Genomic DNA, 19,569 nt, shown 5'->3' with positions numbered 1-19,569 from the left:
GACCAGTAGCTTCCGTCCCGCAGAAGATGGGGACTTTCACCCGATGTCTTCGGCCGGCTGACACGACGACGATTGCAGGCGGTCGGCACGGCGCTGGCACCCAGTCAGCGACATGAGATACGCTTCTGTCCGGTCATGAGTGCCAGCGTCAAGCCCCGGCTTGCTGGCCGGCAACCCTCCAACCGCGGTGGGGTGCCCCGGGTGATTGACCAGGTTGAGTAGCCGCGACCGGCTACCGGCAAGCGCGGGTCCGTTGTGACGGGCCCCCAGAGAAGACAGGCGGAGGTCCGGCGTGCGCAGTTGTCGCTGAGTGCGTCGACGCACCCCCAACCGGGCCCATCACATCAGGAGAACACCCATGAGCACCGAAAACACCCCCGGCGACCCGACTCAAGCCGATGGTCGCTCGGACGAGCCTCGCTCTGCGAACTGGTCCTTCGAGACCAAGCAGGTTCACGCGGGCCAGACCCCGGACATCGCGACCAACGCCAGGGCGCTGCCCATCTACCAGACCACCTCGTACACGTTCAACAGCACCGAGCACGCGGCGGCGCTGTTCGGCTTGGCCGAACCGGGCAACATCTACACCCGGATCATGAACCCGACGCAGGACGTCGTCGAGCAGCGCATCGCGGCTCTCGAGGGCGGCGTGGCCGCGCTGTTTCTGGCCTCCGGCCAGGCGGCCGAGCACTTCGCGATCCTCAACCTGGCCAACGCGGGCGACCACATCGTGTCCAGCCCGCGGCTGTACGGCGGCACCTACAACCTGTTCCATTACACGCTGCCGAAGATCGGCATCGAGGTCAGCTTCGTCGAGGACGCCGACGACTTGGACTCCTGGCGGGCGGCCGTGCGGCCCAACACCAAGGCCTTCTTCGGGGAGACGATCTCCAATCCCAAGATCGATGTGCTCGACATCCCATCGGTCGCGGCAGTCGCGCATGACCACGGCGTACCGCTGATCGTCGACAACACGATCGCGACGCCGTATCTGATCCAGCCGCTGTCCCACGGCGCCGACATCGTCGTGCACTCGGCGACCAAGTACCTGGGCGGACACGGGGCGGCGATTGCGGGCGTGATCGTCGACGGCGGCACCTTCGACTGGACCAACGGCAAGTTCCCTGGCTTCACCACCCCCGATCCCAGCTATCACGGTGTGGTGTTCGCCGAACTCGGTCCGCCCGCGTTCGCGTTGAAGGCGCGCGTGCAACTGCTGCGCGATCTCGGCTCGGCCGCCGCGCCGTTCAACGCCTTCCTGGTGGCCCAGGGGCTGGAAACGTTGAGCCTGCGCGTTGAACGTCATGTGGCCAACGCGCAGAATGTGGCCGAGTACTTGGCCGGTCATCCCGACGTGGTCTCGGTGAACTACGCCGGGCTGCCCACGTCGCCGTGGTACGAGCTCGGAAAGAAGCTGGCCCCCAAGGGAACCGGCGCGGTGCTGGCATTCGAGCTGGCAGGCGGCGTTGACGCGGGTAAGGCGTTCGTGAACGCGCTGACCCTGCACAGCCACGTGGCCAACATCGGCGACGTGCGGTCCCTGGTGATCCATCCCGCGTCGACCACCCACGCCCAGCTCACCCCTGAGGAACAGTTGGCCACCGGCGTGACGCCGGGCCTGGTCCGCCTTGCGGTCGGCATCGAGGGCATCGACGACATCGTCGCCGACCTCGAACAGGGCTTCGCCGCCGCCAAACCGTTCAACTCGTCGGGCGCTGCGGATCCCAAAGCCGCGGCGGCGTTCTGATGACTCTGTCTGATCTGGAAGTCGACGTGCAATCCGCACCGCTGCCCGCCGAAGGCGAAGTCGGCTATGTCGACATCGGCCGGCTGACGCTGGAAAACGGCGCGGTCATCGACGACGTGACAATCGCGCTGCAGCGGTGGGGCGAACTCTCGCCCACCCGCGACAACGTGGTCGTGGTGCTGCATGCGCTGACCGGCGACTCGCACGTCACCGGTCCGTCCGGGCCTGGCGACGAGACCGAGGGCTGGTGGGAAGGTGTCGCGGGGCCGGGTGCACCGATCGACACCAACCGCTGGTGCGCCATTGCCACCAACGTGGTGGGCGGCTTCCGCGGCTCGACGGGCCCCAGTTCGATTGCGCCGGACGGACAGCCCTGGGGCTCGAGGTTTCCGCTCGTCACCGTGCGCGACCAGGTCGAGGCCGACGTCGCCGCGCTGGCCGCGCTCGGCATCACCGAGGTCGCGGCGGTGGTCGGCGGTTCGATGGGCGGCGCACGGGCACTGGAATGGATCGTCGGGCACCCCGACAAGGTGCGGGCCGCGCTGGTGCTGGCCGTCGGCGCGCGCGCCACCGCCGATCAGATAGGCACCCAGAGCACGCAGATCGCAGCGATCAAGTCCGACCCGAACTGGTGCAACGGTGACTACTACGGCACCGGACGCGCCCCCGACGTCGGCATGGAGATCGCGCGACGGTTCGCACATCTGACGTACCGCGGCGAGGAAGAACTGGACGCCAGGTTCGGCAACGATCCGCAGGGCGACGAGGACCCCGCCACCGGTGGCCGTTACTCGGTGCAGAGCTACCTGGAGCACCAGGGCCGCAAGTTGCTCAGACGCTTCGACGCCGGCACGTATGTGGCGCTGTCGGAAGCGTTGTCGAGCCACGACGTGGGCCGCGGCCGCGGCGGCGTCGAGGCGGCATTGCGCGGTTGCCAGGTGCCCGTGGTCGTCGGCGGCATCACCTCGGACCGGTTGTACCCAATTCGGCTGCAGGAGGAATTGGCGGAGCTGCTGCCGGGTTGTACAGAGCTGAACGTGGTCGACTCCATCTACGGCCACGACGGCTTTCTCTTGGAGACCGAGGCGGTGGGCAAGCTGATTCGTCGCACGTTGGAGTTGGCCGAAAGGTGAGCCAGTCCAGGCAGCAGCGTTCACTGTCGTTCGGCGCGGAGGCCGCGGCATACGAGCGAGGGCGGCCGTCGTACCCGCCGGAGGCCATCGACTGGTTGTTGCCCGACGGCACCGTCGACGTGCTGGACCTCGGCGCGGGCACCGGAAAGCTGACCACCCGACTCGTCGAACGCGGACTCGGCGTGGTGGCGGTGGACCCGATCCCGGAAATGCTGGAGCTGCTGAGCAATTCGCTGCCCGATACGCCCGCGCTGCTGGGCACCGCGGAGGAGATCCCGCTGCCCGACGACAGCGTCGACGCGGTGTTGGTGGCCCAGGCCTGGCATTGGTTCGACCCAGAACTCGCCGCCAAGGAGATCGCGCGCGTGCTGCGGCCCGGCGGCCGGCTCGGCCTGGTGTGGAACACCCGCGACGAGCGGCTGGGCTGGGTCAAGGATCTGGGCCGCATCATCGGCCACGAAGAAGACCCGTTCAGTCACCAGGTGACGCTGCCCGCCCCGTTCACCGACGTCGAGCGCCACCATGTCGAGTGGACGAGCTACCTGACCCCGCAAGCGCTGATCGACCTGGTCGCCTCGCGCAGTTACTGCATCACGTCTCCGGAGAATGTGCGCACCCGCACGCTGGACCAGGTCCGCGAGTTGCTGGCCACCCACCCGGCGTTGGCCAGCACCAACGGCTTGGCGCTGCCGTACGTCACGGTGGGCATCAGGGCCAACTTGGCCTAGCTGTCGCGCCGAACGGCCAGTTCTGTCACGCGGTTTCGCGATTTTCGTGTCTCAATTGGCCACGGGAGGGCGCGCCGACCCATCTGTGCAGGGCCGTGCCCAACCGGTCCCTGTCGGCCGCCTCGAAATCGTCTGCTGCCCAGGCGACATAGCCGTCAGGGCGGATGAGCACAGCGCACGCGTCGGTGTTGTCGCTGGAGCCGACGACGACGTCCACACGGTCCGCCCACCCGTCAACGGCGTCACCCAGCCGTCCGGATAGGTCAAGCACCACCGGACGCCCCCGGTGCAGCAGGTCCGCCACCCGGCACCCGTCGACGAAGGTCAGATCCGGCACCAGCCGCCCCGACAGCGGGTGGTCGTCGCCGGTGTCGTAGCGGACGTCGGAACCCGCAAGCAGATGCGCCATGTGTGCACCGACGCCCGGCAGTTGCAGGAGCTCCGCGAAAAGCTCTCGGAGCGCGGCGATCTCAGGTCCGGGGCGGAAGAGTGCGGTCTGCGACAACGACTGCATCATCACGCGTTGGCCGACGGGGAATCGCTCACTGTGATAGGTGTCCAACAGACCCGTGGGGGCCCACCCGTTGACGGCGGCGGCCAGTTTCCAGCCGAGGTTCATGGCGTCCTGCATGCCGAGGTTCAAACCCGGCCCACCCATCGCGGAGTGCACGTGGGCGGAATCGCCGACCAGGAAGATGTTTCCCACCCGGTATCGATCGGCCTGCCGGGTGTTCTGCCCGGCGATGCGACGCAGGGCGTGTGGCCCGTCACCGACGGGTGCTTCGACGGGCAGGTCGACGCCAAGTACGCGTCGGGCACTGGCACGCAACTCCTCGAGGGTCATGGGTGCCGAATCATCGACCTGCCCGTTGAACTCGATGGTTCCTACCATCGGCCTGCCGCGTTCCATCTCGGCGAAAATGAACCCACCGTTGTCGAGGCGGTTGTGCCCGAACGGCAGGCTTCCGAAACCGGGGACATCGACACCGCCTGTCGCGGAGCGCATTTCATCCGACACGCTGACATGCGCGATACGGGCAACCATGTCCGACGTGTGGCCGGGAAAGTCGATGCCCGCCAGCTTGCGCACCGTGCTGCGGCCGCCGTCCGCCCCGACGAGATAGGCCGCGTCGATCCGGTACGTTCCGTCGGCGGTCGACACGGTGACCGCCACACCGTCCGAATAGCAGTCAGCGCCGATCAACTCGTGCCCCCATCGCACGTCGACGCCGAGGTGGTGCGCGCGCTCCAGTAGAAGCCGGACCAGGCGTGGCTGCTGGATGCCCAGCCCATACATCGGACTGTCCGACATCCCGGACAACGGCACCCGCATACCGCTGAAAATCCACTCGTACATGGGTTTTGGCGGTTCCCAGGACCCGGTAAACGTCTGGTAGAGCCCGCGCATGTCGAGCATCCGGACCACTTGCCCGACCAAGCCGTTGGCCTTGGGCTCGTCGCTGGGTGCAGTCAGTCGCTCCAGCACCACGGGCCGCACACCGGCCAGCGCCAGTTCGCAGGCCACCATCAAGCCGTTGGGGCCCGCCCCCGAAATGGCCACGGAGACTTGGTTTTCAGGCATGGGCGTCACCTTTCGGGCAGTCCGGCCGCGACGTCGGCAAAGCCGCGGCGAAGCAATTCGGTATAGGCCACCGGCGGATCGGCATTGGCATACGTCTCCATCGCCGTTTCACCGACCGCCCTGACGACGGCGGCGACCAGCCGCGGGTACATATCGCGAACCGGGTCCGTCCCGGTGCGTTCGGCGATCGCGTCGACCCAGTCGATGAACACTTCGCGCGTCAGCGCCGCGCGCATATCGCGGGCGGACAGCAGTTCGCGGATCACGGCCAACTCATCGGGTGTCGGCCGGACGCCTGCGGCGCCAGCGGCTTCCAGCGGTGCGAGCATTGCCTCGGTGATCGCCGACCACAGTGGTTCGTCGGCGGGCCGCTCTCGGAATACCGCCAAGCTCTGGCGCATTCGATCAATCTGTCGAAAGGCAACCGCCTCGTACTTTCCTGCGAAGTAGTTGTTGAACGTCCGCAGTGACACACCGGCCCGGTCGGCGATGTCTTCACGGGTGACGTTGTCGAGCCCCCGCTCGAGCGCGAGTTTCAACGCGGCATTGCTGAGCGCCCAGCGAGTGTCGAGCTTCTTGCGCTCGCGAAGACCCGTCCTCACGCGCCCAGCCTAACCGGTATTTGCACAGCAGGCAAAATTGCCTACTGTGCACTCTACGGCTTGCTCGACCGCACCGACGCACCCCTTGATGTCGCACGATCGGATACGCGACACTTCAGTGGGCGGATTACCTCTGCACCCCCGCCAACCTTGAACGAAATCCCGTGAGATGAACACCTTGAGCCAAACGCGTGTCGACGCCACCCCGGCGCGTTCGGTGGTTGCGAGCATCCGTCCAATCCGGCGCGCCACGCCATTTTCTGTGGCCGTGATCCTGATCCTGTTGGTCGTTGTCGGCTGCGCAGAGCCGGCGAGGCCGTCAACCACAACGGCTGCGGCGGCCACGGCGACCACGCTCTCGCCTTCGCCGTCGCGGCCGTCGTCCGCTCCTACGAAGTGGCGGCTGGCGTCCGACCCGGCACACCTGGCCGACGACCTCGTCGCCGATGAGCGGGCGCTCCGCGATCCGGCGTCGTCGGAGGCTGTGTTGTTGGCGGCGGCGCGCCGACAGCAAGCGGCCTACCGCGCGCTCGGACGCCATCCCGAGTGGGATCCCATCGCGCGCCGCCAAGTCCCGCCGTCACTCCTGGAAATCTATGACCGCAATGTCGACGCGCGTCGGCAACTCACCGCGATGAGCAAGGGCCAAGGAAAGAGCACTTTGCCGGCGTGGCGCATCGACCCACCGAAGTCGGCTGAGGAGCTGTTGAGTCACTACCGCGCGGCGGAATCGGCGTCCGGCGTCGGATGGACCTATCTGGCGGCGATCAACCTGATCGAGACCGGCTTCGGGCGCATCGCCGGGGTGAGCACCGCTGGCGCGCAAGGCCCGATGCAGTTCTTGCCCTCGACCTTTGCCGCCTACAGCGAGGGCGGTGACATCCTCTCGACCCGCGACAGCATCATGGCAGCCGGCCGCTATCTCGCCGGTAACGGCTTTGCCGACGACCGCGATTCGGCTCTGTATCGGTACAACAACTCTCACCAATACGTGCAAGCGGTCAACGACTACGCAGCGGTGCTCGCAGCCGATCCCGCTGCGTATGCCGGGTACTACCGGTGGGACGTCTACTACAACACGACCGCCGGTGACGTGGTTCTCCCCGTCGGTTACTCTGCGACCTCACCGATCCCCGTCGCGGACTACCTGGCGACCCACCCGAATTGAGCCGAACTCGAGGCAAACCTGCCACAGTTCACCTTCTGGTGCTATCGCACGCACGGCACGTCCTGACCGCTCATGCGGGTGAGGTTCGTCGGGGCCGGCGCCTCCGTGCCGGTGGCGCCGGCTGCCACCGTACTGACGGTCGTGGTCGGGCCAGTCGACCGTTCCGGTGTCGAACCATCGCGATTGAGATAATCCTCCGCATCGAAATCGGTGCCCACGGTGAGCTGAACCGTGTTGGGCGCGACCGCGTCAGAGGCGGTCGCGGTGAGATCCAGTTGATCGGAGAGCGCGGTGGCCGCTGCCTGCGCGCCAAGGCCGTACCCGATGCTGCTGGCTTCCACGACTCTGTCGGCAGTGCTCGCTAGGCCTTCGGTGAATTGGCCTTTGGCGAAATACTTTTCGAGGGAAGACGCCAGCCCCTCCCGACCAGCCCCATTGACCACGTTGAGCACGACGCCGGGCGGGGTCACCCGTGTCGTGCTCGGGACCTGTCCGGTCGCGATGACGCTGCCCGACGAAGCTGGAGTGGACAGCACACTATGCACGATGGAGCGGATGGTCGGCACGTCGATGATGTTGACGTCTTCACCATCCGAGGTGCGGCTGAACTCGGTGATCGGCAGTGTGTACAGCGAAAGCGGGCGCTCGCTGAGGGTGGCTGCGTACCGGACGAAACCGAGCAAGTCAAAGCCGGCGTCGACTGCAACATTGTCTTTCGCGACATCGACAAGATGCTGCAGCGCCCGTGGGTCCGACAGCGCCCCGCTGTCTCGCAGACCCGCGAGCAGTGAGGCGATGAACGCCTGCTGGCGTCTGGTGCGGTCAAGGTCGGTGAACATCGCATCGTTGACGTCGCGTCGTTGTCGGACGAACGCCATTGCCTGGGCCGCACTGATCTGCTGGATGCCTTCACGGAAGTTTGCACCCGAGTAGTACGGGTCGGAGGTGTCGTGTTGCAGGCATACGGTGATGGGTTCAACCACCCGGGCGATCTGGACGAAGGCTGCCAGGCTGACCTCGATGAAGTGATCGATCGGTATCTGGAGCAGGCGTCGGATCGTCCTGATCTCGGCCTTGCGGCCGGCCTCGCGCGCGCGCTGCTCAGCCGCCGCAACGTCGCTCGCATCAGCAGCGTTCTCCGCCGCCTGGCCGTGCGCCGCATCCCCACGGCCGATCACCTGCTGATAGGCCAAGCTGTAGGCATGCTTGACCTTGCCTCGGCATCCCGGCACCGGGCACCCGACCAGGTCCACGTAGTCGTCGCGCGGGATGGAGATCGCGGTGACCGACCCGGCTCCGGCGGGGATGTGGAGCACGATGAGGACATCCGCATCGTTCTCGCCGGAGTGCTCGTCACCGGCGTGCAGCGCGTCGTAAAGGTCGTATGGCAACAGGCCACCCCGCTGGTCGCGGCGGGTATCCAGCCCCATGATGAGGATGTTCTGATCGGCTCCCGGGGATGAGGGCTCCTCGGCCAGCGCCTCGGACGTGGTGATGACTTTGGCAACCCGGTGCAATTCCACCCAGCCGATGCCCGAAACGACCAAGGTCAGCGCTGAAACGATTGCCCCCAGCACCTTGGCACCGCGCGGAATCCCGTGCTCGGCCCGCTGGCGAGGCCGCCGGTGCCGCGGCCGCCGCGCGCCGGGGTTGGCTCGTCCGGCGCCACCTGCATAATCAGGAGCAGTCATAACAAAGCGCACCATATCCCCGCCGACAGGCACCTAATCGCGCCGCGAAAATATTGACGCGAATCTCCGTCGCGCGTTGGGGGCGTCGGGTGCGGTCAAATGGTTCACCATCCAGGTGGTGGCGTCAGCACGGTGTCGATGAGGTAGAGCGTGGCGTTGGCGGTGATGATTCCGCCGCAGAGCACTAGTGCGTCATTGACCCACAACCGATCAGCGGGGCCCGTGACGGATAGCTCGCTGCCCTGCAGGGTCTTGTGCGTGCCGTCTATGTCGGCGGGGGTGAACCGTCCGGGTATCACGTGGTAGTTCAGCAGCCGTGTCAGCGATGCGGCGTCGGTTCGCAGGGCGGCGGTCGCCTCGACGGGCAATCGGGAGAAAGCGCTATCAGCCGGCGCGAAGATGGTGACCTCGCCCGCGTCGAGGATGTCGAGCAGGTTCACGGCGGGGTTGAGTTTGCCGGACAGTGCCGCGCTCAGAGCGCTGAGTTTGGGGTCGCTCGTGAGGAAAACGCTCACCGGCTGCTGTGCTGCAGCGGCCGCCGAGCCCGCGTTCGCTCGGCCCTGCGGTGCATAGAGCGCGCAGGAAGGGCCGATGGGATCCGCGACGGGTGCGGCGCCGGCGCTCCCGATCGACACCGCCAGCATTGTCGCGACGGCCACCGCGGTCGCCCCCAAGCGGAAGTGCCAGGACGTCACGTCCTGTGGTTACCCGTTCTGACCGTGGTGGTCGTTGTCATTCCGGCCCCGCTGCTGTGGTGACCGACTGAGCTGTTGTTCGAGGCAGATCGGACACCGATGGTTGTCAGGCTCACCGGTCGTCCCTATACGCCGATCATCTCGATCCCTATGCCTGGATGCCGACGTCTTCCCGCCGGATGGGCCAACAAGCCCTCGCCCCCTGCACAGGTGCATCGATTAGACCCGAGGTGCCGCGGGTACCCGAAACGGACTAAAGCCGCTGGTCAGGGGTCAGAACCGGAACATGAACGCAACGCCGCCGAACGTACCGAAATCCAAGCAGCACAGCCTCGTTCGTTATGCAGTGGCAGCGGTATTGATGGTGCTCTGCACGGCGGGTTGCCAGACGGACGCGACACCCGCGGTAGTCCCGAATCCCGATGAACCCGCGTCGGTCAGAATCGAGCCCGCGCCCGGCGCCCGCGATGTCGATCCCGTCGCCCCCGTGTCGGTTAGCGCGCAGAGCGGAACGCTTACCGATGTGGTCATGGTCAATGACGCCGGCAAGCGCGTCGACGGTGTGCTCACTCCCGATGCGAAGGTGTGGCATCCCGTCGTGCCGCTGGGCTACGGTCGCACCTACACGCTGACTGTCAGCAGCCGCGGACCGGGCGGAAAGGCTTCCACACAACCGGTGTCATTTTCCACGCTCACCCCGCCGAACCAGACCAAGGTCTCACTCGAAACGACGTCGGAGGCCGCACTGGCCGATGGCGCCACCTATGGAGTGGGCACCGTCATCGTGGCCCACTTCGACGAGCCGATCACCGATAAGGCCGAAGCCGAACGGCACCTGACCGTCACAGCTTCTCCCCCAGTGGCGGGTGCCTGGAATTGGGTGGACGACCAGCACGCGCACTGGCGCCCGGAACACTATTACTCGCCGGGCACAACGGTGACTGTCGAGGCGAAAGTTTACGGAATTCAGTTGGCGCAGGGCGTTTTCGGTCAACAAGACGAGCATCTCAAGTTCACCATCGGCGAGTCGCATGTCTCGATAGCCGACGACCAGACCCACCAGGTCAGCGTTTACCGCAACGGCACACTGGTGCGCACGATGCCCACCTCGATGGGGATGGGCGGCACCGAGCAGGTGGCCGACCGGACGTTGTCGTTCTGGACCCCGCCGGGCATTTACACGGTGCTGGACAAGGGCAATCCGGTGGTAATGGATTCCTCGACGTTCGGTCTACCCAAGAACTCCAGGCTCGGTTACCGCGAGACCATCAACTACGCCACCCGCATCAGCACCGACGGCATCTACATGCACCAGCTCGACGCGACGATATGGGCGCAGGGCAATACCGACACCAGCCACGGGTGCTTGAACCTCAACGGGGACAACGCCAAATGGTTCTACGACTTCTCGGTGCCAGGTGACGTCGTCGAAGTCAGAAACACAGGCGGGCCGCCCCTCACGATCGCACAAAACGGCGACTGGACGATTCCGTGGGATCAGTGGCGCAAGGGCAGCGCGTTGCAGTAAGACAACGGGGCGCGGGCAGCCAAATGAGCCATAATGGCCATTTGGGACATAACGGCTAGACTGGCCATATGCCTACATTGACTTTCCGCAACCGGGACGGCGAATTGGTCGACGTTCCCACCGTGGCGGCAACGCGCTTCAAGAATGAGTTCGGCACCATCTTCGAGCAGGCGTCCCTCGGCGGTGCGGTCGCGATCACCAAACACAACACGCCGAAGGCGGTGTTGTTGTCCTACGCCGAGTTCGAAGCGTTGACCAAGGCCAGCGCGCCCGCCCTCGACGACCTGTCCGACGATTTCGACCGCTTGCTGGAAACCATGCAGACCCCGCGGGCGAGGACGGCGATGGCATCGGCGTTCGACGCCTCACCCGAGCAGCTGGGCCGCGCCGCGGTCAAGGCGGCCCGCGCCAAGCGCTGACCACACCGCATGGCCCACAAGGCCCAACCACCGCGCCTTTACGTCCTCGCCGGTGTCAACGGTGCCGGCAAGAGCAGCGTCGGCGGCGCCATGTTCCGGGCGGCAGGCGCCGACTACTTCAACCCCGACGAGGCGGCACGCCAATTGATGGCCGCGAACCCGGGACTCGACCAGCTCAAGGCGAACGCCGCGGCGTGGCATCAGGGGCGACGCCTGCTGGAGCGGGCGATCGAGGAACGCAAGGACTTCGCATTCGAGACGACGCTGGGTGGCAGTACCATGCCGCGGCTGCTCGCCGAGGCGGCGTCGAAGGGGTTCGAAGTACGCGTCTTCTACGTCGGGTTGGCCAGCCCCGATCTGCACCTCGAGCGGGTCCGCCACCGTGTGCAGGCAGGCGGTCACGACATTCCGGAATCCAGCATTCGACGCCGTTGGCGGCACAGCAGACTCAATCTCGTGCAATTGCTGCCGCAGTTGACCGAACTGCGGGTCTACGACAACTCCGCGGATGCCGACCCAACGGCCGGACACACGCCGCGACCGGTGTTGGTGCTGCACCTCGACCACGGGGAAATCGTTGGTCCGCAGGATCTTTCGCAGACACCGGAGTGGGCGAAGCCGATCGTCGCCGCCGCGCTCAAGCTGGCCTGACCCACGCTAACTGGTGCCCAGCGGGTCGATCGTCCACGCCACATACAGCATGGCGGCACTGACCGATGCCGTCGTGACGAAGTCGATGGTCCGACTGCGCACCGCCAGTAACCCCACCCGATCGTCGGGTAGGGCCAGCCGAAAGGCCGCCGCGACGCCGACGCCGATGGCGAGCACCAGCGCACCCCGTCGCCAGTAGCCCGCAACCACAAGACCGAACGCGGCGATGATGATCACGCCGACCAACAGGATCGGCCACTGCCCGCCAAACACCTTGCGGGTGAACTCTTTCAGCGTCACTTGGCGAGCGCTTCGGCGCGTTCGACGACATTGGTCAGCAGGAACGCCCGCGTCAGCGGCCCCACCCCGCCCGGATTGGGCGACACATGACCCGCCACTTCCCATACGTCGGGATGCACGTCGCCGACCAGTTTGCCCGCATCGTCGCGCGACACCCCCACATCGACGACGGCTGCCCCCGGGCGGACCATCTCCGCGGTCACCATGTGCGGCACCCCAGCGGCGGCGATGATGATGTCGGCTTCGCGGGTCAGCTGCGGCAAATGACGAGTTGCGGTGTGGCACAACGTCACCGTCGCGTTCTCCGACCGGCGGGTCAGCAACAGGCCTAGCGGCCTGCCGACCGTGACACCACGCCCGATCACCGCCACCTGCGCGCCCGCGATCTCCACCTCGTAGCGGCGCAACAGATGGACGATGCCGCGCGGTGTGCACGGCAGCGGCGCGGGCTCGTTGAGTACCAACCGCCCGAGGTTGGTCGGGTGCAACCCGTCGGCATCCTTGCCGGGGTCGATGCGCTCCAAGGCGGCGTTCTCGTCGAGGTGCTTCGGCAGCGGCAACTGGACGATGTAGCCGGTGCACTCCGGATTGGCGTTCAGTTCGTCGATGGTCTCGTCCAGCTTGGCCTGGCTGATGTCGGCAGGCAGGTCGCGCCGGATCGAGTTGATGCCGACCTTCGCGCAGTCGGCGTGCTTGCCCCGCACATAGGCCTGTGAACCGGGATCGTCGCCGACCAGCACGGTGCCAAGTCCTGGAGTCCTGCCCGCGGCGGTCAAGGCCGCCACCCGCTCCTTGAGGTCGACGAAGATCTCGTCGCGCGTGGCCTTACCGTCCAGTGTGATCGCACCCACGCAACAATCTCCCGTCGCTTCGCTCGCCTGTGAACCCAGTCTGGCATGCTGCCCTGATATGAACACTCAGCCAAATGTGTTCACCCCGGCCAAGCTCGGCCCGGTGACGCTGCGCAACCGGATCATCAAGGCGGCGACATTCGAGGCGTCGACACCCGACGCGCTCGTCACCGACGACCTGATCACCTATCACCGACTGCCCGCGGCGGGCGGCGTGGGCATGACGACGGTGGCGTACCTGGCGGTATCCAAGGGCGGCCGCACCGAGGGTAATGCGCTCTGGTGGCGGCCCGAAGCCCTGCCGGGACTGAAGAAGCTGACCGAAGCCGTGCACGCCGAGGGCGCCGCCATCAGCGCGCAGATCGGCCATGCCGGACCGGTCGCCAACGCCCGCTCCACCAAGGCGGCGGCGTACGCGCCGGTGCGATTCTTCAACCCGCTCTCGATGCGCTTCGCCAAGAAGGCCACCAAGGACGACATCACCGACATCACCAACGCGCACGCCGACGCCGCCCGTTACGCGGTCGACTGCGGCTTCGACGCGGTCGAGATCCACCTCGGCCACAACTACTTCGCCAGTTCGTTCCTCAGCCCGCTGATCAACCGTCGTTCCGACGAATTCGGTGGCTTGCTCGAGAACCGCGCGAAGGTGGCGCGCGGCTTGGTGACGGCGGTGCGGCGCGCGGTCAAGGACCAGATCGCGGTGACCGCGAAACTGAACATGGCCGACGGCGTCCGCGGCGGCATCTCGACCGAAGAGTCCCTGCAGACCGCGAAGTGGCTCGAGGAAGACGGCGGGCTCGACGCCCTCGAACTGACCGCGGGCAGCTCGCTGGTCAACCCGATGTATCTGTTCCGCGGCGGCGCTCCGGTCAAGGAATTCGCCGCTGCCTTCAAACCGCCGCTGCGGTGGGGCATCCGGATGACCGGCAAGAAGTTCTTCCGCGAATACCCATATCGTGAGGCCTACCTGATGCGCGACGCCAAGCTGTTTCGCGCCGAACTGAAGATGCCGCTGATCCTGCTCGGCGGCATCACCAACCGCGAAACCATTGACCTCGCGATGGCCGAGGGTTTCGACTTCGTCGCGATGGGCCGCGCGCTGCTGGCTGAGCCCGATCTGCTCAACAGGATCCAGGCAGACAGCACCGTCAGGTCGGCGTGCACGCACTGCAACGTCTGCATGTCGACGATCTACAGCCACACCCACTGTGTCGTCACCGGATCGCCGGATCGGCTGATACCGCTGCGATGAGTTCATGGGCCCGTGCCGGTCTACAGGGCATGGGACTCATTTCGATCGAATTGTTTGCAACGCTCGACCTCGTCGGGCAGGCGCCAGGCGGCCCCGACGAGGACCCTGAGGGCTTCCCGTTCGGCGGCTGGCAGGCACCGCTGATCGACGACGCCGTCGGCGGCCAGATCGACGCCGCCTACCGGGGCACCGACGCGCTGCTGCTCGGCAGGCGGACGTACGACATCTTCGCCGCATACTGGCCGCACCAGGACGGCGGCGGCCAGGACGGGGACATCGCGACATTGTTCAACCGGGTGCCGAAGTACGTGGCCTCGCGCGGCACGCCCGACCTGTCGTGGGCGGGGTCGACGCAACTCGGCCCCGACCTTGCCGCCGCGGTGCGCGAGATCCGCGACCGGCACGAGCAGGTGCGGGTGGTCGGCAGCCTGAACCTGGTGCAGACCCTGCTGCGCGAGCGGCTGTTCGACTGCCTCGACCTGTGGGTTCATCCGCTCACACTCGGCGTCGGCAAGAAGGTGTTCGACGGCGGCGCGGTGCCCGCCAACCTCACCCTTCTCGAACCGCCGGCCGCCAGTGCCAAAGGCACTGTGTATCTGCGCTACGGGCTTGCCGACGGCACCCCCGCGACGGGCGATATGAGCGCGCCCGATCGGCTAGCCGCCGACGGGTAGCCGCGGCTCGACGTAGGCGACCATCGGCTCCTTGCGGATCAGCCATCCCCAGCCCTGCAGGATCATCAGTTCCTTCGGCGAGAAGATGTAGGTGAAGTTCGCGTTGCGGGCCACATACTTGCCAGCCAGCATCACGGCGCCGGGAACCTTGAGCGCGTAGTCGTCCTTCACCCGCATGCCGCGGTACTCGTAGTGGCCACTGCCGTCGACGCAGATGGCGACCAGCGACTGTTCGGTACGGCCAAGGGCCAGGGCGGATTTGGGCGTGTCGCAGCGGGCCGCCTTGTCGACGAATCCGCGATCGTCGGTCTGGATGACACCGGGCTCGGCACCCGCCTTCGCGAGCAGGTTGGCTGCGGCCAGCGCGACGATGATGCCTGCGCACACCAGCAGCACAGGGAGCATCGCCCGCCTCGATTTGCCGTACCGCCATGCGGTGGCTTTCACAGACCGCATGCCTTAGCAGATCACGAACCAGAGCACCGGCTGACACGACGCGCCGGAGCGGGACCGAGAAGTTAACTAGGCGTTATAAAGGCCCGCGCACACCGTTCGACGATCGCCTCGGCGCGACGCCCTGACGCGCCAGCCGACCAGCACCGCAATCGACCGCAACACCGATAGAGTCGTTGCCGATGAGCCGACCTAACCCGCCCGCGCTGACCGTTCGGTACGAGGGCTCCACACGAACGTTCGCGCCCGGCAACGACGTCGTCGTCGGCCGCGACCTGCGCGCCGACGTCCGCGTCGGGAACCCGCTGATCTCGCGTGCCCACCTGGTGCTGCGGTTCGACCAGGGCCGTTGGGTCGCAATCGACAACGGCAGCCTCAACGGCCTGTATGTCAACGGCCGCCGGGTGCCGACCGCCGACATCCACGACGGCCTGCAGGTCAACGTCGGCAATCCGGACGGTCCTTCGCTGACGTTCGAGGTCGGCAGGCATCAGGGGTCGGCGGGCACCGCGCTGCAGACCACGTCGGTGCCCGTCGCCGCGCGCCCCGCGCCGGGCTATCCGCCCCAACCGCCGACGACGCGCCCGCCGACCCCGCCACCGCACCAGCCGATGTATCCGTCTGGGACGCAGGCGCGGTACCCGTCGGGCCCGCAGTCCTATCCGAGCGGTCCGTCGCACGCCCCGAGCATGTCGCAGCCGGTGCGGCGGCCGGTTCCCGTGTCGCAGGCGTCGATCGCATCCCCCGATCTCGAGTCGGTCACCCAGTTGGGGCCGACGGCCGCACCGCGGACCAGCGAGGGCAACCTCGCGACCAGCATGCTCAGGATCCTGCGGCCGGGCGGTGCGCCGAAGGCCCCGCCGGGGTCGATCAAGATCGGCCGGGCCACCGACAACGACATCGTCATCCCCGACGTGCTGGCCTCCCGCCACCACGCGACCTTGGTGACGACTCCGGGCGGCACCGAGATCCTCGACAACCGAAGCATCAACGGCACGTTCGTCAACGGCGCCCGCGTCGACTCGGCGGTGCTGCACGACGGTGACACGGTCACCATCGGAAACATCGACATGGTGTTCCGTGGCGGCACGCTGGTTCGCCGCACGGAGACCGAGGCCGCGACCAGAACCGGCGGCCTCGAAGTGCACGGCGTCACGTGGACCATCGAGGGCAACAAGACGCTGCTCAACAACATCTCGATGTCAGCGCGCCCGGGCACGTTGACCGCGGTGATCGGCCCGTCGGGCGCGGGCAAGTCCACGTTCGCGCGACTGGTGGCCGGTTACACCCATCCGACGACGGGCACGGTGGCCTTCGAAGGCCACGACGTCCATGCCGAGTACGCGTCACTGCGCTCCAGGATCGGCATGGTGCCCCAGGACGACGTGGTGCACGGCCAACTCACGGTCCGGCAGGCGCTGATGTACGCCGCCGAACTGAGGCTGCCCCCCGACACCAACAAGGCCGACCGCGAGCAGGTGGTCAACGAGGTGCTCGAGGAACTCGAGATGACCAAGCACCTCGACACTCGCGTCGACAAACTCTCTGGCGGACAACGCAAGCGCGCATCGGTGGCGCTGGAGTTGCTCACCGGTCCGTCGCTGCTGATCCTCGACGAGCCGACGTCGGGCCTCGACCCGGCGCTGGACCGTCAGGTGATGACGATGCTGCGCCAACTGGCCGATGCGGGCCGCGTGGTCCTGGTGGTCACGCACTCGCTGACGTACCTCGACGTGTGCGACCAGGTGCTGCTGCTGGCGCCCGGCGGCATGACGGCGTTCTACGGTCCGCCAAGCCAGATCGGCCCTTCGATGGGGACCACCAACTGGGCCGACATTTTCAGCACCGTCGCGGGTGACCCGGACGGTGCCAACCAACGGTTCCTCGCCCAGCATGGTCCGCCGCCACCGCCGCCGCCCGCCCAGAAGCCCACCGATCTCGGCCAGCCGACGAAAACCAGTCTGCGGCGCCAGTTTTCGACGATCGCGCGGCGTCAGATGCGGCTGATCGTGTCCGACCGCGGGTACTTCGTCTTCCTCGCGTTCCTGCCGTTCATCATGGGCGTGCTGTCGCTGTCGGTGCCCGGCGACGTCGGCTTCGGTGTGCCCGTGCCCGCGATCAAGGGCGGCGAGGCGCCCAACGAACCGGGGCAGATCCTGGTGCTTCTCAACGTCGGCGCCATCTTCATGGGCACCGCGTTGACCATCCGCGCGCTGATCGGAGAACGGGCGATCTTCCTGCGCGAGCAGGCCGTTGGGCTGTCCACGAGTGCGTACATCCTGGCCAAGGTCTTCGTGTTCGCGGGGTTCGCGTTGATGCAGTCCGCGATCGTCGTCGGCATCAACGTCTGGGGCAAGAAGTGGGGCCCTGGCGCCACGGAACACGGCGCGGTGATTCCCCCGCGAACCCTCGAGTTGTACGTCGACGTGGCGGCTTGTTGCGTGGCGGCGGCGATGACCGGGTTGGCGCTCTCAGCGCTGGCCAAGTCCAACGAGCAGATCATGCCGCTGCTGGTGATCGCGATCATGTCGCAGTTGGTGTTCCAGGGCGGCATGATCCCGGTGACCGGACGCATCGTGCTCGACCAGTTGTCGTGGGTCACGCCCGCCCGGTGGGGTTTCGCCAGTACCGCGTCGACCATCGATCTCTTGCGCCTCGTGCCAGGACCGCTGACGCCACAGGACTCGCATTGGCGCCACACGCCTGGCGCATGGTGGTTCAACATGGCCATGCTCGGGGCGATCTGCGTCGGCTATGTCAGCTTCGTGCGGTGGAAGATCCGCCTCAAGGGCGGCTGAGTTCTTCCCGAGACCTCCTCCGCGAGCAGACGCAAAACTGCCCTAAAACCGCGGAAAATGGGCAGGTTTGCGTCTGCTCGCCGTTAGAGTCCGGGCTGGTCCTCGATGATGCCGAGCCAGATCTGGGCGGCGTCGATGGCCACCTTCTCGCTGATGAAGGCGTGCTGCGTGCCGGTGTAGATGTCGCGGAAGGCACGCTCGAGGCGGTTGCCCTCGCGAATCGAACTGGTGCCCGCGACCAGGTGGGCCCACTGGCCGCACGCCCTCGCGACATCGGTGGCGTAGACGGCGGCCACCCGCATATCCGCGCGCAGCGCGGGCGTCAGGTCGTCGCCGGCGGCGACGGCGGCCTCGGCGGCCGTGAACGCGTCGAGCACCAGCAGGCGGGCCGCCCGCCACGATGCGACGTGGTGCGCCAACCCTTTCTGGAAGGTCGGCCTGCTGGCCAGTGACGCCATGTCACTCATCCGGAACTTGGTGGCGGCCAACTCCTGGACGTCGTCGAGCATGCTCTTGGCCACTCCGAGCGCCCATGACGCGTGGCCCGCGGCGGTAACGGGCATCAGGCCCATCCTGGTGGCGGGCGAGCTACCCCGGTGTGGCTCGCGGGCGAACAGGGGGAACGTCCGGTATTCCGGCACGAAGACATCCGCGGCGTTGTAGTCGTAGGAGCCGGTTCCCTTGAGTCCCTGGACAAACCAGCCGTCGGTGAACGTGACGTCGTCGCGCGGCACGATCGCGACCTGCATGTCGGGCAGCCCCTCACTGATCCACCGGAGTTCGCCGTCGTCCATCGGCATGAATCCCGCCGCGATGTACTGCGAATGCCCGGTTCCGGAACCGAAGCTCCACGACCCGGTCAATCGGTAGCCGCCGTCGACCGACTGCCCCTGGCCATTCGGGAAGAACTGACCGCCCATCGTGATTCGGTTGTCGTTGGCGGTGAACACCTCGGCGAAGCCCTCATCGGGCAGATATGCACCTGCGGCGAACGTCGACGGCAGGTTCGCGATCCCGCACCACCCGAACGAGCCGTCCTGCCATGCCATTTCGATCCATGTCTCGATCATCTCCGAGAATGAGGGCTCGACTCCGCCCGCGGCGACGGCGTTGAACGAGGACATCAGGCCGCTGTTCCACATCGCCTCGACGATCGCAGGCGTCAAGGTGCGCAGGCGTTCCGACTCGGCGGCCTCGGCCATCACAAGCTCGCGCATGCCGCGCGCCCGCGCCACGACATGACTTCCCAGTCCAGCAGTCGACGTCATGGTCGAAGACCGTACGCGCTCGCGCA

Annotated in this window: 18 protein-coding genes and 1 riboswitch; of the genes, 10 read left to right on the top strand and 8 right to left on the bottom strand. The window is 66.7% G+C overall.

The window, feature by feature from the left end; translation table 11 throughout:
* Positions 1 to 131: 131 nt before the first annotated feature.
* Positions 132 to 251, top strand: a riboswitch (SAM riboswitch).
* 107 nt (positions 252 to 358) lie between these two features.
* The 3 genes from ACGFK1_RS07005 to ACGFK1_RS06995 are packed head-to-tail and all read left to right on the top strand — an operon-like array spanning position 359 to position 3,608.
* A complete protein-coding gene (locus ACGFK1_RS07005) occupies positions 359 to 1,747 on the top strand; it encodes a bifunctional o-acetylhomoserine/o-acetylserine sulfhydrylase (RefSeq protein ID WP_393427509.1) in 1,389 nt (462 codons plus the stop codon).
* Positions 1,747 to 2,880, top strand: a complete 1,134-nt coding sequence (locus ACGFK1_RS07000; protein ID WP_393427508.1) for a homoserine O-acetyltransferase — start codon at positions 1,747 to 1,749, stop codon at positions 2,878 to 2,880. The genes ACGFK1_RS07005 and ACGFK1_RS07000 overlap by 1 nt, the downstream gene beginning before the upstream one ends.
* Complete coding sequence (locus ACGFK1_RS06995; protein WP_393427507.1) at positions 2,877 to 3,608, top strand: class I SAM-dependent methyltransferase; 732 nt, start codon at positions 2,877 to 2,879, stop codon at positions 3,606 to 3,608. The genes ACGFK1_RS07000 and ACGFK1_RS06995 overlap by 4 nt, the downstream gene beginning before the upstream one ends.
* A 25-nt stretch (positions 3,609 to 3,633) precedes the next feature.
* On the opposite strand, the gene ACGFK1_RS06990 is transcribed toward ACGFK1_RS06995, so the two are convergent.
* Both ACGFK1_RS06990 and ACGFK1_RS06985 read right to left on the bottom strand, forming a co-directional pair.
* Positions 3,634 to 5,190 carry an FAD-dependent monooxygenase gene (locus tag ACGFK1_RS06990; RefSeq protein ID WP_393427506.1) on the bottom strand — a complete coding sequence of 519 codons (1,557 nt, stop codon included), beginning with the start codon at positions 5,188 to 5,190 and terminating at the stop codon, positions 3,634 to 3,636.
* 5 nt (positions 5,191 to 5,195) lie between these two features.
* Positions 5,196 to 5,792: a TetR family transcriptional regulator gene (locus ACGFK1_RS06985; RefSeq protein ID WP_393427505.1), complete on the bottom strand. Its 597-nt coding sequence runs from the start codon at positions 5,790 to 5,792 to the stop codon at positions 5,196 to 5,198.
* Between the two features lie 229 nt (positions 5,793 to 6,021).
* Here ACGFK1_RS06985 and ACGFK1_RS06980 point away from each other — a divergent pair, with 229 nt between their 5' ends.
* Positions 6,022 to 6,960, top strand: a complete 939-nt coding sequence (locus ACGFK1_RS06980) for a transglycosylase SLT domain-containing protein (RefSeq protein WP_393427876.1) — start codon at positions 6,022 to 6,024, stop codon at positions 6,958 to 6,960.
* A gap of 41 nt (positions 6,961 to 7,001) precedes the next feature.
* On the opposite strand, the gene ACGFK1_RS06975 is transcribed toward ACGFK1_RS06980, so the two are convergent.
* Positions 7,002 to 8,651: an LCP family protein gene (locus tag ACGFK1_RS06975; protein WP_393427504.1), complete on the bottom strand. Its 1,650-nt coding sequence runs from the start codon at positions 8,649 to 8,651 to the stop codon at positions 7,002 to 7,004.
* A gap of 104 nt (positions 8,652 to 8,755) precedes the next feature.
* Positions 8,756 to 9,346 (bottom strand): fasciclin domain-containing protein, encoded by a 591-nt coding sequence (locus tag ACGFK1_RS06970; RefSeq protein WP_393427503.1) that lies wholly within the window; start codon positions 9,344 to 9,346, stop codon positions 8,756 to 8,758.
* 361 nt (positions 9,347 to 9,707) lie between these two features.
* On the opposite strand from ACGFK1_RS06970, the gene ACGFK1_RS06965 reads away from it, so the two are divergent.
* From ACGFK1_RS06965 to ACGFK1_RS06955, 3 genes are all read left to right on the top strand, one after another.
* Entirely contained in the window at positions 9,708 to 10,874 is a 1,167-nt protein-coding gene (locus ACGFK1_RS06965) for an Ig-like domain-containing protein (protein WP_393427875.1), read from the top strand.
* A gap of 68 nt (positions 10,875 to 10,942) precedes the next feature.
* The gene (locus ACGFK1_RS06960) at positions 10,943 to 11,293 is read left to right on the top strand and encodes a type II toxin-antitoxin system prevent-host-death family antitoxin (RefSeq protein ID WP_393427502.1); all 351 of its coding nucleotides are present in this window, start codon (positions 10,943 to 10,945) and stop codon (positions 11,291 to 11,293) included.
* Between the two features lie 9 nt (positions 11,294 to 11,302).
* Positions 11,303 to 11,944, top strand: a complete 642-nt coding sequence (locus ACGFK1_RS06955; RefSeq protein ID WP_393427501.1) for a zeta toxin family protein — start codon at positions 11,303 to 11,305, stop codon at positions 11,942 to 11,944.
* A gap of 6 nt (positions 11,945 to 11,950) precedes the next feature.
* Here ACGFK1_RS06955 and ACGFK1_RS06950 read toward each other — a convergent pair whose 3' ends face one another.
* Together ACGFK1_RS06950 and ACGFK1_RS06945 are read right to left on the bottom strand one after the other, a co-directional pair.
* The gene (locus tag ACGFK1_RS06950; protein ID WP_393427500.1) at positions 11,951 to 12,244 is read right to left on the bottom strand and encodes a DUF3017 domain-containing protein; all 294 of its coding nucleotides are present in this window, start codon (positions 12,242 to 12,244) and stop codon (positions 11,951 to 11,953) included.
* Entirely contained in the window at positions 12,241 to 13,095 is an 855-nt protein-coding gene (locus ACGFK1_RS06945; protein WP_393427499.1) for a bifunctional methylenetetrahydrofolate dehydrogenase/methenyltetrahydrofolate cyclohydrolase, read from the bottom strand. The genes ACGFK1_RS06950 and ACGFK1_RS06945 overlap by 4 nt, the downstream gene beginning before the upstream one ends.
* 58 nt (positions 13,096 to 13,153) lie before the next feature.
* Between ACGFK1_RS06945 and ACGFK1_RS06940 the strand changes: the two genes are divergently transcribed.
* Both ACGFK1_RS06940 and ACGFK1_RS06935 read left to right on the top strand, forming a co-directional pair.
* Positions 13,154 to 14,350, top strand: a complete 1,197-nt coding sequence (locus ACGFK1_RS06940) for an NADH:flavin oxidoreductase (RefSeq protein ID WP_393427498.1) — start codon at positions 13,154 to 13,156, stop codon at positions 14,348 to 14,350.
* A 29-nt stretch (positions 14,351 to 14,379) separates the two neighbouring features.
* Positions 14,380 to 15,024, top strand: coding sequence for a dihydrofolate reductase family protein (locus tag ACGFK1_RS06935; protein ID WP_393427874.1), 645 nt, complete (start codon positions 14,380 to 14,382; stop codon positions 15,022 to 15,024).
* Here ACGFK1_RS06935 and ACGFK1_RS06930 read toward each other — a convergent pair.
* Positions 15,007 to 15,480 (bottom strand): hypothetical protein, encoded by a 474-nt coding sequence (locus tag ACGFK1_RS06930; protein WP_393427497.1) that lies wholly within the window; start codon positions 15,478 to 15,480, stop codon positions 15,007 to 15,009. The two genes, ACGFK1_RS06935 and ACGFK1_RS06930, sit on opposite strands and share 18 nt — an antisense overlap.
* A 179-nt stretch (positions 15,481 to 15,659) precedes the next feature.
* Between ACGFK1_RS06930 and ACGFK1_RS06925 the strand changes: the two genes are divergently transcribed.
* Complete coding sequence (locus tag ACGFK1_RS06925) at positions 15,660 to 18,275, top strand: ATP-binding cassette domain-containing protein (RefSeq protein ID WP_393427496.1); 2,616 nt, start codon at positions 15,660 to 15,662, stop codon at positions 18,273 to 18,275.
* A gap of 83 nt (positions 18,276 to 18,358) precedes the next feature.
* Here the strand turns inward: ACGFK1_RS06925 and ACGFK1_RS06920 are convergent, their stop codons facing one another.
* On the bottom strand, positions 18,359 to 19,543 hold the full coding sequence (locus ACGFK1_RS06920; RefSeq protein WP_393427495.1) for an acyl-CoA dehydrogenase family protein: 1,185 nt from the start codon (positions 19,541 to 19,543) through the stop codon (positions 18,359 to 18,361).
* Between the last annotated feature and the right edge of the window lie 26 nt (positions 19,544 to 19,569).

Source organism: Mycobacterium sp. NPDC048908, assembly GCF_043197955.1.
Classification (GTDB): Bacteria; Actinomycetota; Actinomycetes; order Mycobacteriales; family Mycobacteriaceae; genus Mycobacterium.
Note: the sequence above shows the minus strand (reverse complement) of the source record. Positions and strands in the feature narration are given on the sequence as shown.